Origin of the sequence: Micromonospora sp. NBC_01740 (genome assembly GCF_035920365.1) — a bacterium.
Taxonomy (GTDB): domain Bacteria; phylum Actinomycetota; class Actinomycetes; order Mycobacteriales; family Micromonosporaceae; genus Micromonospora; species Micromonospora reichwaldensis.
Genome location: NZ_CP109150.1, coordinates 3,414,582 through 3,429,059, shown reverse-complemented (window position 1 = coordinate 3,429,059; position 14,478 = coordinate 3,414,582). Strand labels below are relative to the sequence as shown.

Below are 14,478 nucleotides of genomic sequence, written 5' to 3'. Positions count from 1 at the left end.
TAACCCTGCCCGGGGCTCGCGCTCGGGCTCGGGCTCGGGCTCGGGCTCGGACTCCGGCTCCGGCTCCGGCTCCGGCTCCGGCTCCGGCTCCGGCTCCGGCTCCGAGATCTTGGTATGGGAGTGCCCCTGGAGGGGCCGTTTCTTGCCAAGATCTCGCTCGGGCACCGCTCGTCGGGCAGCGCTCATCGGGTACCCCGCCGTCGTCACGGCGTCGGCGGGTCAGCCGCGCAGGCCGAGGGCGGTCAGCGCCTCACGGGTCGCCTGGCGAACCGGGTCCACGACGGCGTGGCGCACCCAGCGGACGGCCGGCGACACGGTCGCCCGCCACGCGGCCGCCAGTGCCCGACCCACCGGGCGGACAGCGTGCCGCCACAGCCAGCCCGCCCCGAGCACGAAGGGCCGCAGCGTGAGCGCGTAGCACCACCAGAGCAGCCGGCCGGCGGCCCACCACGCCCAGCCGAGCGCGCCGAGCAGCACCCGCCCCACCGCCGCCAGCCACCGCCCGACCGCCGCGAGCCCCGCCACCAGCAGGCGTCCGAGCGGCGCGAGGAGCCGGGCCAGCCAGCGCAGCGGAACCCAGATCAGGTGGTACGCCAGCCAGGCCAGCGGTATCCACACCACCGTCCGGGCCAGCCAGGCCAGCCCCCGTGCGAGCCACACCAACGGCACCCAGACCAGCGTGCGCAGCAGCCAGGCCAGGCCAAGGCCGAGCCACCGCAGCAGCCAGGCCACGCCGCCGCCGAGCCAGCTCAGCGGCACCCACACCAGGATCCGCAGCAGCCAGCCCAGCGGGCGCAGCAGCCAGCGGTCCAGGAACCGACCGAGCGGCGCGAGCAGCCAGCGGTGCAGCCACCGGCCGACGGCGGCGACCACCTCCCAGGCCAGCCGGACGGGCACCACCACGACCAGCGCGATTCCCCGAACGACGGCGACCAGCAACGGGGTGGGTGGGGACCCGGCGTTCCCCGGGTCCGCGCTCGGCGAGTCGATCACCGGCTCACGGTAGTCAGCACCGACAACGCGCCGCCCTCCCGGCCCTCGGGGGCGGACCGGGGTCGCCCTGCCAGGCCGGGCGGGGCGGGCGGCCAGGCCGGGCGGGGCGGGCGGGGCGGGCGGTCAGGCCGGGCGGGGCGGGCGGTGAGGGCGAGCGGGGCGGACGGTGAGCGCGGACGGCCAGGCGCGGGCAGAGCGGTCAGGCCGGGCGGTCAGGCGCGGGCAGAGCAGTCAGGCCGGGCGGGCACGCGAGGGCAGAGGGTCAGGCCGGGCGTAGGCAGGGGCAGGGCGGTCAGGCGGGGTCGAGGTCCAGGTCCAGGTCCGCCACCACCGGATAGTGGTCGGAGGCGTACTCGGTCTCGCCGCCCCGCGGCACCCGGCAGTCGCGCACCCGGCCGGCGAGCGCCGCCGTGCCGAACAGGTAGTCCAGCCGCATCCCGGAGAACTCCGCCCCGCCGCCGTGCCGGGTGGGCGCGGTCAGCCCGCCGCCGGGCGCCCCCGCCGTCGCGTACAGATCGACCAGGCCGGCGGCGAGCAGCCGGGCCACCGCCCGGGTCTCCACCGTCCGCCCGTCCCGGCGCAGGTGACGGCGGCGGTACGCGGCCGGGAGCCGGGCGATGCGGTCGGTGTGGTCGGCGACCGGGTCGAGGGTGTTGAGGTCACCGGCCAGCAGCGCCAGCTCCCCCGGCGCGCGGCGCAGCGCGGCGGCGGCCCAGCCGGCCTCGACGCGCCGCCGCAGCCCCGAGTACGGGTCGAGGTGGACGCTCAGCACCGTCAGCGGGCCGGCGGTGGTCGCCACGGTGACCCGCTGCGCGGCATGGTGGAACGGCCGGCGTACCCGGGTCGCGGTGAAAGCGCGCAGCGGCGGGCGCAGCAGCACCGCCACCGGCTGGCCGAAGCAGGAACGGGCCAGGTGGGGACGCATCCCCACCCGGCCCGCGAAGTCGGCGAGCACGTCGCCGGAGTCGAAGTGCCGCAGTTCCTGCAACGCCAGCACGTCCGGCCGCTGGTCGGCGACGACCCGGATCAGCAGGTCCCGACGGTCGGCGCCGCCGGAGTCCCGTCCGCCGGTCCGGATGTTCCAGGTCATCGCCCGCAGCATCGGCGGCGTCAGTCCGCCCGACCGGCCTTGGCCAGCTCGTCGTCGAGGGTGTGCACGTCCTCGGACTCGATGCTCGGCCGGTTGCCCTCGTGGACGTCCTCGTTGGGGCGGAGCACCCAGTAGAGCAGCCCGATCCAGAGGGTGGTGAGGATGATCGCGCCCATGAAGTCGGTGGGGTGGTGCATCCCCCGGTACATCCGGCTGATCGCCACCCCGGTCGGCATCACGACCGCCAGCGCCACGAAGAGCCACCGCCACCACCGGTCGGTACGCGGAAAGACGATCACCGCGATCGCCACCCAGACGCAGAGCGTGGCGGCGATGTGGCCGGACGGGAAGGAGGAGGTCGGCATCGGCCCGTCGAGGTTGCCGACGGGCGGTCGCGGCCGGTCGACCGCGGCGGCGGAGGCGAGGAAGAGGCTCAGCTCGCCGAACATGGTCAGTGCCACGAAGAGCACCGGCCGCCAACGCCGCCACACGGCCAGCACGATCGGGCAGAAGACCAGCGAGATGAGCAGGATGGCGTGGGTGTCGCCGACCTTGCTCCACCAGTAGCTGAAGTCGTCCCGGCCGGGGGTGCGGTGCTCGGCGAACCACCTCGGCACGTCCGTGTCCAGGGTGGCGAAGAAGGTGCCGCCGGCGTGGTAGCTGACGAACATGCCGAAGCCGTAGAGCGCGCCGAGGATCAGGACCCATCCGACGATCAGCTCGAACACGGCGGCCCGGGGGTGCGGCAGCAGGTGCGCCTCGTCGGGGGCGGGCGCCACGTCGTGCGCGGCCTCCGGCTCCAGCCCCTCGGTCAACGCCGGGACCGGCCGGCCGCGCTCCAACCGCCAGAGCCGGAAGGCGTACGCGGTGACGCCGAGCCAGGCGGCGCCGAGCAGCCAGGCCCCCAGCACGTCCGAGACGAAGTGCACGCCCAGCGCGATCCGGGTCAGTCCGATGAGGAAGACGACGAGGGCGACCAGGGCGATCGCGGGCTTGCGCCAGCGGCGCGACATGGCCGGCAGGAAGACCAGCAGCAGCGCCCCGTACGCGACCATCGAGCCGAGCGCGTGGCCGCTGGGGAAGCTGTCCCCGGCGTACGTGCCGATGGGCACGTCCACCTCGGGGCGCAGCCGGTCGACAAGCGTCTTGAGCGCCGGGTCGAGGACGAGGGCGCCGACGCCGGTGACGATCAGGAACACCGCCAGCCGGCCCTGCTTGCGGATCAGCAGGCCGACCACGGCGACCGACACCAGCCAGATGATGACCGCCCTCCCGCCGAGGTCGGTGAGCGCGTTGAGCACGGTCACCAGCGGCCCGTGCGGGGCGACCAGGTCGTTGAGCCACTGGGCCACGCCGTGGTCGACGTCGTGGAGCGGGGACCACCGGGTCCGGACGAGGACGAGGAGAATCCCGAACCCGACCCCGGCACCGAGCACGATCGCCAGTCCGGCGAGCGTACGTTCGGTGAAGTGACCCAAGGGTCGTCGTAACGCCTCTTTGACCGCGCCCACGGCAGCCTCCCTCTCGCTTCTGGCGTGCCGCATTACCCGATCGGCGCTCCGCGTACACCGAGGGATGTCCGATGCGGAGCTAGAGGGAGCTCATCTCGCCCGTGTCGTGGATCTCCTGGCGCTCGGCCTCGGGCTCCCAGAGGTCGGGCTGGGCGGGCTCGCGCGCCCCGATGCGCAGCGCCTCCAGCTGGGCGGCGAAGGAGAGTCCACCGAAGAGCGCCATGCCGGTCAGGTTGGCCCAGAGCAGCAACGCCATCATCCCGGTCAACGCCCCGTACGTCTGGCCGAACCCGCCGCTGAACCGCACGTACGCGGCGAGCAGCAGGCTGGCCAGCCACCACAGCGCGGTGGCGATGCCGGCGCCGAAGAAGAGCCAGGACAGGCCGGGCTGCTTGCGGCGGGGGGCGTGCCGGAAGATCACCGCGACGGCGAGGACGGTCAGGCCCAGGCTGAGCGGCCAGCGCACCACGTTCCAGAGGCCGTTGGCGAACTCGCCCCAGGCGTAGTGTCGCTGCACCGAGTCGCCCATCGGGCCGCCGCCGACGAGGATCAGGAAGCCGGTGAGCGCCGGTACGCCGGCGGTGAGGGCGAGGACGCTGGCGCGGACGTACTTCCACAGCGCGGGCCGGTCCCGCTCCACGCCGTAGATCCGGTTGGCGCCGCGCTCGATCTGGGCCATGGTGGTGGTCAGCGCGACCAGGCCGGTGAGCATGCCGAGGCCGAGCGCCAGCTCCCCGGCGCGTTCGGTGCGGTCTCCCTCGCCGAGCAGCTCGGCCACCATCGGTTCGCTCGCCCCGGGGGTGAGGGCCAGGACCGTGTCGGCGACCACCCGGCCGCCCTCCTCCACGCCGAGTTCGCTGATCAGGCCGGTCAGCGCGATCAGGAACGGCACCACGGCGAGGCAGAGTTGCAGCGCGAAGGCGCGCGAGTGGCTGAACCCGTCGCCGTAGCGGAACCGGATGAACGCGTCGCGCAGCAGGTGCCAGCCGCCCTGCCGGCGCAGTGTGTGCCAGGCGTCGTCGGCGTTGAGTTCCTCGTCGGACATCAGCCGGGTCTCCGGCACGATCCGGGTGCTACTCACGGCGGGCTTCCTCGATCAACTGCTCACCACGCTCGGCGGCCGCCTGCGCGTCCTCGGCCAGGTCGGGATCCTGCGCCGGCTGCGGCACGCAGAGCCACAGCGCCCGCCGCCGGATCTCGGCCTTCAGGGTGCGACCCGGCTCGATGAGATCGCCGTCGAGCTCCCGGGGCTGGGCCCGGTTGCTGGTGATCTCCACCCGCCTGGCCTTGAAGACCTCCATGCGGGGGACGCGGTCCTGCCGGCGTACGACCGCCCAGCCGAGCGCCAGCCATTGCCGCAGCGTGCGCGGGGTGAGCACCGCGACGTCGAGGTAGCCGTCGTCCGGTTCGGCGTCGGTGAGCAGCCGCACCCCGCCCTGGAGGCGGCCGACGTTGGCGACGAGGACGGAGCGGGCCCGGCGGCGGATCGGCTGCTGGTCATCGATGCGGATCGAGACCCGCATCGGTCGGTCGCGCAGGTGCCGGGCGGCCCCCACGACGTACGCCGGCCAGCCGATCCGCTTCTTGGTGGTCTCCGAGGTGTCGGCGAGCATCTGGGCGTCGAAGCCCATGCCGGCCATCACCGTGAAGTAGTGGTCCTCGACCGCGCCGACGTCGAGCAGCCGGCGGCCACGCTCGACGGCGACCTCCAGCCCGGCGGCCAGGTCGCCCGAGAGGCCCAGGTTGGCCGCGAGGAGGTTGCCGGTGCCCTGGGGCAGCACGGCGAGCGCCACCTCGGTGCCGACCAGGCCGCTGACGCAGGCCATCACGGTGCCGTCGCCGCCGCAGGCGAAGACGACGTCCACGCCGGCCTCCACCGCCTCCTGCGTCTGGCCGCGGCCCGGGTCCTCGACCGTGGTCTCGAACCACAGCGGCTCGGGCCAGCCGGCCGCCGCGAGGGCGTCGTGGACCGTCTGACGCAGTTCGTCGAGGTCGGCCACCTTCACCGGGTTGACCACCACGGCGGAGCGCAGGCCACCGCCGTCGGGTGCCGCGCGTCGCTTGTCCTGTCGAGGGTCCACGGCGCCAGTGTGCAGCAGATCCGGCACGGCAGCGACCCGGCGGCGCGGTGATGTTACGCGCAGCGCAAACGCGTTTGCCCCCGCCCCGACCGTCCCCCACCTCCCACCCCACCCGCACCCCCTCTCCACCCCGCCGTCGGCCCGCCGATCATGAGGTCGACCGCGGCGCTTGAGATCGACATCCCCGCCAACCTCATGATCACCGGGCCGGGCCGAAGGTGCGCCGGAGTGGGCCGGGCCGTGGGTGGGGGTGGGGGTGGGCCGGAGGTGAGGTGGGCCGAGGGTGCGCCGGCCGGAGTGGGCCGGGCCCAGCCGCGGGTGGGGTGGGCAGGACGTGGGGTGGGTGAGGTGAGGGTTTGGTCAGGCGGGGGTGCGGAGGGCGGTCTCGACGCGGCGGCGCAGGTCGTCGAGGTCGGCGCCGGCCTCGGTGAGCACCCGTGCGCCCAGCCCATGACCCTCGCGGAGCACGCCGAGCAGGATGTGCTCCGTGCCGATGTGGCGGTGGTGCAGTCGCAGCGCCTCACGCAACGCCAGCTCCAGCACCTTCTTGGCGCGCGGGGAGAAGGGGCCGCCCGCGTACCGTCGGCGACCCCAGCGGCGGCGCGGCGCCGGCGCGGCCTCGCGCAGCGCGTCCGGGCCGAAGGACTCCTCGATCCGGGCCACGATGGCGGCCAGGTCGATGCCGATCTCGTGCAGGGCCGCGGCGTCGGCGTCGGCGAGGCCGGTGGCTCCCCGCACGGTGTGCCGGCGGACGCGGGCCCGCAGGTCGTCGGCGCGGAGGCCGGCCTCGGCGAGCACCCGGGCGGCGAGGTTGTCGCCGTCCGAGAGCAGGGCGAGCAGCAGGTGCTCGGTCCCGACGGGCCGCTCGCCCTCGGTCCGGGCCTCGTCCCGGGCGTACCGCACGACCGTGCGGGCCCGGTCGGTGAACCGTTCGAACATCACGCCTCCCAGGAAGATCCGACCGCCGGACGACCGGCGTGCTTCTTGTGGACCGCCTGCCGGCTGACCTCGAGCTCGTCGGCGATCTCCTGCCAGGACCAGCCCTGTCGACGGGCGTTGTCCACCTGGACCACCTCGAGCCGTTCGAGCAACCGGCGCAGCGCGCGGACGGCGCGCAGCCCGACCCGGGGGTCGGTGCTGCCGGCTGCCGCCGCGAGTTCCGTTGCCTGACTCATGTCGTCAACTTACGTTGACATCGCCGCACTGTCAACCCATGTTGACAACTTCGTCCGGGCACCGGGTGCCAGGCGTGGGTGCGCAGCGAAACCGGGGAGACGACGGAAGATCCCGCCTCTATGGTGGTCCGATGGCGTCGGTCAAGCAGGTCCAGGTCACCTTCGACTGCGCAGAACCTGAGCGCGTCGCTCGTTTCTGGTGCGAGGCGTTGGGATACGTCGTACCGCCTCCACCTGAGGGGTTTGCCACCTGGGACGACTTCGATCGCGCGCTGCCGCCTGAGCGGCAGGGCTCCGCGTTCGCATGCGGCGATCCCACAGGCGTGGGCCCGCGACTGTTCTTCCAGCGCGTTCCCGAAGGCAAGGTCGTCAAGAACCGGCTGCACCTCGACGTGCGGGTCGGCACCGGGCTCGTGGGTGAGGAGCGCGTGGCCGCGCTTGAGGCCGAATGCGCACGACTGGTCGCGCTCGGCGCGGTGCGCGTGCGACTACTGACTGCCGACGGCTACGACGAGTCGTGCCTCGTGATGCAGGACGTCGAGGGCAACGAGTTCTGTCTCGACTGAGTGGCCGCGAACGTGGCAACCCGGACCACCTGCGCCGGCAACCCACAGTACGATCCGCCGGTGCCCCTCCTCCGCCGGCCGCCGCGCCGAGGTCACCGTGCCCGGTGACGTGCACCGTCTCCCGCTCGGCGAGGTCACGCTGGAGTTTGCCGGCGGCAGTGTGGTCGGCAACCGCTACCCGGCCAACTTCGACGTGCTGCACGTCGACCCCGCCCTGCCCTTCGCCGCGGTGGTCGACGGCATGGGCGCCGGCGAGGGCAGCCGCCGGGCCGGCACGACGGCCATGAGCACTTTCGTCGCGCAGGTCCGGGCCGCCTGGCCCGCGGTCGACGCGCGCCAGTTACGCGCCGCCGTGGGCCACGTCCAGTCAGCCGTACGCGCCGCCGGCGCACAGTTGGCGGAGCTGACCGGCTGCACCCTGACCGCCCTGCTCGTGGAGCCCGGCGGCGGGCAGGGCTGGCTCGTCCAGCTCGGCGACTCCCGCGCCTACCGCCTGCGCGACGGCCTGCTGGAACTCCTCACCGTCGACCACACTGCGGCCTGGCTGGGCGTACTGCACGGCTGGTACCCGGTCGGCTCCCCCGCCGCCGATCGCGCCCGCTACCAGCTCACCCGCTACGCCGGCCATCCGGACGAGCCGGAGGCGGACCTGCTCGCGGTTTCGCTGCGCCCCGGCGACGTCTGGCTGCTCTGCACCGACGGCGTCAGCGACCAGGTCGACTATCACCTGATGCGGGAACTCCTGGCGGCACCGCGACCGGAGGAGGCAGTGCGGGACCTGCTCCACGGCACCCTGGAAGCCGGCGGCGACGACAACGCCACCGCCGTGATCGTCAGGGTCCACGCCACGGCCCCCCGCTGAAGGGGTCCACCCGCCGCAGACGCCGCTGGCCGGCACCCCGAGGTGGGGTGCCGGCCAGCGGCGATTCGGCTACTGCTGTCAGCTGTTCCAGTGCTCGGCCACCAGGTCAGCGGCCTGCTGCTCCCACTGGGCGTAATGGTCCGGGTACGCCGACACCTGCACCGTCTGCGCGGCCTTCGTCAGCGGCATGTCCTGCCACCCGTCGACCTGCTTCAGACCCTTCAGAAACGCCATCGTCGAGTACTCCGGATCGGTAATCTGCTCCACCGTGCCCCACCCACTGGACGGACGCTGCTGGAACAGGCCCTGCGAGTCGTGGTCGTTGCGGTCACCGAGGTGACCCAGGTTCTCCAACTTCGACTCCTGCAGGGCGGTGGCGATCGACACCACCGCGGCCCGCTCGTCCATGCCGGCCTTCTTCGTCGCCGCGATGATGGCCTTCACGTTGGCGACCTGCTCGTCCGACAGGTCAACGTGCGACTGGGCGCCCTGCACGCCGTGCGGGATCAGCTTGGCCTTGTCGACCGACGGCTTGTCGGCCTGCACGGCCACCGCCACCGCCGTGGCGTCCACGGACGGGGCACTGGTGTGGGCGGTGTCGGTCATCGGGCCGGCGAACACGCCACCAGCGAACGCGAGACCAGCAACACCAAGAACGCTCTTACGAATGATCGTGTTCATCAGAAACGCTCCATTCGGGGGTTGGCACCCACACCGAGGGGGATCGGCTTCACGCGGATGCAAGCACCGTCGGCGCTCATACGAACTCACGGGGATCTCCAGCGAAACCTGGAGAGGATCTCCGACGATCAAGCCGGAGGAAAGATCAGATCGGCCATGCCGGCCGGATGACCCGTGCGGGCCGGAGGGGGGCCGGGCTGTCGTGCGGGGCGGGGGACGCCCTCACGTCGGCCGGACCATGTGCAACCACCGCCGGCCCGCCATCATTCCGGGGGTCCCGGGCCCGCCAACCCATCGGGGCGGCGTGGTGGGGGCGGAATCGTGGCCGGGGCGGGGTCGTTACACCCTGCGTACGACCGAGCAAGACCACGCCGAGGGGATGCCCCCGGTCACACCCACAACCCGCACACTTGGCACCGTCACGCCACCCACCGACGACTCACCGGCTCAACCCGCCCCCGACAGCCACCACGAAACCGGACACCCGGTCACACCCGGGTCCACGGGTCACCGACTCCCTACTCACCCGGCTCACCTGGCGCTCATCCGGCTCATCAAGGCTTATCCGGGCTTATCCGGCTCACGTGGCTCATCGGGCTCATCCGAGTGACCCGGGTGAGCCGGGTCCTCAGGTCACTTGAGTCACTCGGGCCACCCAGGTCACTCAATCGGGTCACTCGGGCCACCGGGGTCATTCGGTCACCGGGGTCACTCGGGTCACTGGGGTCACCGGAGTCGCCTCGGACACCGGGTCACCGAGGCACCCGGTGGAGATCTTGGTACGAGAGTGCCCCTGGAGGGGCCGTTTCTTGCCAAGATCTCCGGCAGGAGCCCGGCGGACGGACGCGAGAGTGGGCACCGACGGGGTGTGGCCCGCCGTGCCCGGCGCAGGGATCAAGCCTGACCGCCCGGAGCCGGGCACGGCGGGCACACCCCCACCACGACGCACCACAACCACCCGACGTACCCCAGCCACCCGACGTACCCCACATCAGCCCACGCACCGCAACCACCCGACGCACCGCAGCACCCGACGCACCCCAGATCAGCTCACGCACCGCAATCACCGGACGCACCACACCCACCCGACGCACATCCCGAGCACGGGCCCGATCCCGCGGACACCCCAGCTCCGAACCCCCGCCCACCGTCGCCCGCGATCCCGCCCCACCGTGGTACCGGCGCGACTAGCCTCGACAGGAGGGCCGGGCGCGACGCCTGCGGAGGTGATTCGGATGGCCGCACCCACCGACGCGGCGGTGCTGGTCGGGCTCGGCACGGAGCGCAACCTGCCTGTGGTCAGGCTGGCCGCGCAGGAGGCCGCCGCGCACAACCGCCCGCTGTGCCTGCTGCACGCGTTCAACTGGGCGGCCGCGCTGCAAGCGCCGTCGGTCGCGGGACCACGCGCGGACGCCGAGGAGCTGATGTCCCGGGCCTCGGAGATCGTCGCCGAGGTCGAGCCGGGGCTGCCGGTGAGCGGCGAGATCGTCGAAGGCGCCCTCGTCGACACCCTGGTCCGCCGGTCGGAGACGGCGTTCCTGCTCGCCGTCGGGGACGGCGGCATGGCGACCAGCGGCGAGTGCGTGTCGGTGGAAACGCCCACGGTGCAGCTCGCCGCCCGCGCCGGCTGCCCGGTGCTGGTGGTCCGCCGGGAGCCGCCCCCGCAGGGGCCGGTGCTGGTCGGGGTGGACGGCTCCGACAGCTCGCAGGCCGCGTTGGAGTGGGCGTTCGAGTGCGCGGCCCGGCGGAAGGCGCGGCTGTCGGCGGTCCGCGTCGTCGAGTCGGAGCAGGGCGCGGAGGATGCCGAGCTGCTCGTCGGGTTGGTGGCGCGGTCGGCGCGCCGGTTTCCGTCGGTGGCCGTGGAGTGCCACACGATCCGCGGCGATCCCGGCGGTGTCCTGGTGGAGCAGTCCCGTTCGGCGCAGGTGGTGCTGGTCGCCGCCCGGGGCGACGAGCCGTGGCGGGGCATGCTCGGTGCGGTGAGTCAGGCGCTGCTCTACCACTCCCCCGCGCCGGTGATCGTCGTGCGCGGGCTGACGGGGATTTCGGGGGACGGGCGCGATGCCCAGCGCCCACGGGACCAACGGCCCTGATCCACACCGGCGTCGACCGGCGATGCTGGGGCCGGCCCGGACGAATCCGCGCTCCGAGGATGCAGGATTCCCCTACCCGCGAGAGGCTCATGCAGTATGGACACCGCTCTCGACCTGCACAGCCCCCTGACCGATGACGAGCTGCGCCGGCTGGACGCCTACTGGCGGGCGGCGAACTACCTGACCGTCGGGCAGATCTACCTGCTGGACAATCCGCTGCTGCGCGAGCCGCTGGCGCCCGAGCACGTCAAGCCGCGCCTGCTCGGCCACTGGGGCACCAGTCCCGGCCTGAACCTGCTCTACGCCCACCTCAACCGGGTCATCGTCGCCCGTGACCTGTCCGCCCTGTTCGTCACCGGCCCCGGTCACGGCGGACCGGCGATCGTCGCGAACACCTGGCTGGAGGGCACCTACAGCGAGCTGTACCACCACATCGGCCGCGACGAGGCCGGCATGGCCGGTCTGTTCCGCCAGTTCTCGTTTCCCGGCGGCATCCCCAGCCATGTGGCGGCGGAGGTGCCGGGTTCGATCCACGAGGGCGGCGAGCTGGGGTACGCGCTCAGCCACGCCTACGGCGCGGCGTTCGACAACCCGGATCTGCTGGTGGCCTGCGTCATCGGCGACGGGGAGGCGGAGACCGGCCCGCTGGCGGGAAGCTGGCTCTCCAACGTCTTCCTCAACCCGGCCCGCGACGGCGCGGTGCTGCCGATCCTGCACCTCAATGGCTACAAGATCGCGAATCCGACGGTGCTGGACCGGATCGACGAGGACGACCTCCTCGCCATGATGCGCGGCTTCGGCTACCAGCCGTACGTGGTCGCCGGCGACGAACCGGCGACGGTGCACCAGGCGCTCGCCGGCACGCTGGACCGGGCGCTGGACGAGATCGCCGCCATCCAGCGGCGGGCCCGCTCGGGCGGCGCCGTCGAGCGCCCCCGCTGGCCGATGATCGTCCTGCGTACGCCGAAGGGCTGGACCGGTCCGCGGGACGTCGACGGCAAGCAGGTCGAGGGCACCTACCGCGCGCATCAGGTGCCGCTGTCCGAGGTGCGCAAGAACCCGGAGCACCTGGCCGAGCTGGAGCGCTGGCTGCGCAGCTACCGGCCGGAGGAGCTCTTCGACGCCACCGGCGCACCGGTCGCCGAGTTGGCCGCGCTGCCGCCCCGGGGCGAGCGGCGGATGAGCGCGAACCCGGTCACCAACGGCGGGGCGGTGCTGCGTGACCTGGCGTTGCCGGACTTCCGCGAGTACGCCGTCGACGTGCAGCGGCCCGGCGAGACCGTGGCCGGCGCGACCGGGGCCCTTGGCCCGTGGGTACGCGACGTGATCACCGCCAACCCGCAGACGTTCCGCCTCTTCGGCCCGGACGAGGTGGCCTCGAACCGGCTCGGCGCGGCGTTCGAGGTCACCGGCCGGGCCTGGATGGCCGGCACCGTGCCCGGCGACGACCACCTCTCCGCCGACGGGCGGGTGATGGAGGTCCTCTCCGAGCATCTCTGCCAGGGCTGGCTGGAGGGCTACCTGCTGACCGGCCGGCACGGCATCTTCACCAGCTACGAGGCGTTCATCCACATCGTCGACTCCATGGTCAACCAGCACGCCAAGTGGTTGAAGGTGACCCGGGGCATCCCGTGGCGCAGTCCGGTGGCCTCGCTGAACTACCTGCTCTCCAGCCACGTGTGGCGCCAGGACCACAACGGCTTCTCCCACCAGGACCCGGGCTTCATCGACCACGTGATGAACAAGAAGGCCGAGGTGGTACGCGTCTACCTGCCGCCGGACGCCAACACCCTGCTCTCCACGATGGACCACTGCCTGCGCAGCCGGCACTACGTCAACGTGGTGGTGGCCGGCAAGCAGCCCGCCCCGAACTGGCTGTCGATGGACGAGGCCGTGCAGCACTGCCGGCGCGGCATCGGGATCTGGGACTGGGCCAGCACGGACGCCGGCAGCGAACCGGACGTGGTGCTCGCCTGCGCCGGGGACGTGCCGACGCTGGAGACGCTGGCCGCCGCGGACCTGCTGCACCGGCACCTGCCGGAGCTGAAGGTACGGGTCGTCAACGTGGTCGACCTGATGCGCCTGCAACCCCCGACGGAGCACCCGCACGGGCTGTCGGACAAGGAGTTCGACACGATCTTCACGCGGGACAGGCAGGTCATCTTCGCGTACCACGGCTATCCGTGGCTCATCCACCGGCTGACCTACCGGCGGACCAACCACGAGAACCTGCACGTACGCGGCTACAAGGAGGAGGGCACCACCACCACGCCGTTCGACATGGTGATGCTCAACGACCTGGACCGCTTCCACCTGGTCATCGACGTCATCGACCGGGTGCCGGGGCTGGCCGACCGGGCCGCCCACCTGCGGCAGGAAATGGTTGACGCGCGCCAGTCCTGCCGGGACTACACCCGCGAACACGGCGAGGACGACCCCCGGGTCGCGGAGTGGCGCTGGGTCCGCGAGACGGACCCGGGACTCCGGGGGGACCAGTGAGCGCGAGGAGTGAGCTTGCGAGCCCCGCAGTCGCGAACGAGAGGTGGACCCGATGAGCGGCAACGAGATCCTGGTCGGCTACGACGGCTCCGCCGACGCCTCCGCCGCGCTGGAGTGGGCGCTGGAGGAGGCCGGCCGCAGCGGACGGCCGGTGCGGTTGGCGTACGTCTTCGAATGGCTCACCGTGGCCGGCTGGATCGGTCCCGGCGTCGCTCCCGGCGTCTGGCCGGACGAGACGGCCCGCCGGCAGGTCGAGGAGCTGGTTCGCAAGGCGGCGGCGGACGCGTCCGCCGCGCACCCGGAACTGACCGTCACGGGTGAGGTGTTCGATGGGCCGCCCGCGCTGGTGCTTCAGGAACGTTCGGCGCAGGCGGACCTGCTGGTGCTGGGCACCCGGGGACACGGCGGCTTCGGTGGGCTGCTCGTCGGCTCGACCGCGGTGGCCGTCACCGCCCACGCGCACTGTCCGGTCGTGGTGATCCGCGGCGAGTCGGCCGCCGGTGGGCGCACCGGGCACGTGGCGGTCGGCGTCGACGGGTCCGAGTCTTCGCTGCTGGCGCTGGGCTTCGCGTTCGAGCAGGCCGAGGCCCGGCGGGCGCCCCTGCACGTGGTGCGGGCCTGGCAACCGCCCACCGGCCAGCGTCCGCCGTCGGGCCCCGATGCGCGGGAGGCCACGGCGGCCGACCGGGCCGAGCTGGACGAGTCGGTTGCGCGGTGGAGCACGACGTTTCCCGACGTACCGGTGACCGTCGAGGTGGCGGAGGACCGGCCGGCGTCCCTGATGGTGGACGCGAGCCGCAACGCGTGCCTGGTGGTGGTGGGCACCCGGGGCCGGGGCGGCCTGAAGGGGATGCTGCTCGGCTCGGTCAGCCAGCAGCTCATCCAGCACGCGCACTGCCCGGTGGCGGTGGTCCGGGAACGCTGAGC

At 73.0% G+C, this 14,478-nt stretch carries 13 protein-coding genes; 5 read left to right on the top strand and 8 right to left on the bottom strand.

Annotated elements, in window-relative coordinates:
* Window positions 1-219 precede the first annotated feature (219 nt).
* The 7 genes from OG989_RS16045 to OG989_RS16015 all read right to left on the bottom strand — a co-directional run bounded on the left by OG989_RS16045 (window position 220) and on the right by OG989_RS16015 (window position 6,850).
* Window positions 220-993, bottom strand: a complete 774-nt coding sequence (locus tag OG989_RS16045; protein ID WP_327030945.1) for a hypothetical protein — start codon at window positions 991-993, stop codon at window positions 220-222.
* A 292-nt stretch (window positions 994-1,285) separates the two neighbouring features.
* A complete protein-coding gene (locus OG989_RS16040; RefSeq protein WP_327030944.1) occupies window positions 1,286-2,095 on the bottom strand; it encodes an endonuclease/exonuclease/phosphatase family protein in 810 nt (269 codons plus the stop codon).
* A gap of 8 nt (window positions 2,096-2,103) precedes the next feature.
* Complete coding sequence (locus tag OG989_RS16035; protein WP_151457565.1) at window positions 2,104-3,594, bottom strand: phosphatase PAP2 family protein; 1,491 nt, start codon at window positions 3,592-3,594, stop codon at window positions 2,104-2,106.
* 79 nt (window positions 3,595-3,673) lie between these two features.
* The gene (locus OG989_RS16030; protein WP_151457564.1) at window positions 3,674-4,675 is read right to left on the bottom strand and encodes a YihY/virulence factor BrkB family protein; all 1,002 of its coding nucleotides are present in this window, start codon (window positions 4,673-4,675) and stop codon (window positions 3,674-3,676) included.
* Window positions 4,668-5,675: a diacylglycerol/lipid kinase family protein gene (locus OG989_RS16025; RefSeq protein WP_151457563.1), complete on the bottom strand. Its 1,008-nt coding sequence runs from the start codon at window positions 5,673-5,675 to the stop codon at window positions 4,668-4,670. Before OG989_RS16025 ends, OG989_RS16030 begins: the two co-directional genes overlap by 8 nt.
* A 360-nt stretch (window positions 5,676-6,035) precedes the next feature.
* Window positions 6,036-6,614, bottom strand: coding sequence for a Clp protease N-terminal domain-containing protein (locus OG989_RS16020; RefSeq protein ID WP_151457779.1), 579 nt, complete (start codon window positions 6,612-6,614; stop codon window positions 6,036-6,038).
* Window positions 6,614-6,850, bottom strand: a complete 237-nt coding sequence (locus tag OG989_RS16015; protein ID WP_089001290.1) for an HTH domain-containing protein — start codon at window positions 6,848-6,850, stop codon at window positions 6,614-6,616. The genes OG989_RS16020 and OG989_RS16015 overlap by 1 nt, the downstream gene beginning before the upstream one ends.
* Window positions 6,851-6,981: 131 nt before the next feature.
* Here OG989_RS16015 and OG989_RS16010 point away from each other — a divergent pair, with 131 nt between their 5' ends.
* A complete protein-coding gene (locus OG989_RS16010; protein WP_151457780.1) occupies window positions 6,982-7,416 on the top strand; it encodes a VOC family protein in 435 nt (144 codons plus the stop codon).
* 109 nt (window positions 7,417-7,525) lie between these two features.
* Entirely contained in the window at window positions 7,526-8,278 is a 753-nt protein-coding gene (locus OG989_RS16005) for a PP2C family protein-serine/threonine phosphatase (protein ID WP_327030943.1), read from the top strand.
* Window positions 8,279-8,356: 78 nt separating this feature from the next.
* Here the strand turns inward: OG989_RS16005 and OG989_RS16000 are convergent, their stop codons facing one another.
* Window positions 8,357-8,959 (bottom strand): hypothetical protein, encoded by a 603-nt coding sequence (locus OG989_RS16000; RefSeq protein WP_327030942.1) that lies wholly within the window; start codon window positions 8,957-8,959, stop codon window positions 8,357-8,359.
* A 1,235-nt stretch (window positions 8,960-10,194) separates the two neighbouring features.
* Between OG989_RS16000 and OG989_RS15995 the strand changes: the two genes are divergently transcribed.
* From OG989_RS15995 to OG989_RS15985, 3 genes are all read left to right on the top strand, one after another.
* Window positions 10,195-11,052 (top strand): universal stress protein, encoded by an 858-nt coding sequence (locus tag OG989_RS15995; RefSeq protein ID WP_327030941.1) that lies wholly within the window; start codon window positions 10,195-10,197, stop codon window positions 11,050-11,052.
* Between the two features lie 96 nt (window positions 11,053-11,148).
* The gene (locus tag OG989_RS15990) at window positions 11,149-13,551 is read left to right on the top strand and encodes a phosphoketolase family protein (protein WP_327030940.1); all 2,403 of its coding nucleotides are present in this window, start codon (window positions 11,149-11,151) and stop codon (window positions 13,549-13,551) included.
* 52 nt (window positions 13,552-13,603) lie between these two features.
* The gene (locus OG989_RS15985) at window positions 13,604-14,476 is read left to right on the top strand and encodes a universal stress protein (RefSeq protein ID WP_151456548.1); all 873 of its coding nucleotides are present in this window, start codon (window positions 13,604-13,606) and stop codon (window positions 14,474-14,476) included.
* Window positions 14,477-14,478: the final 2 nt, after the last annotated feature.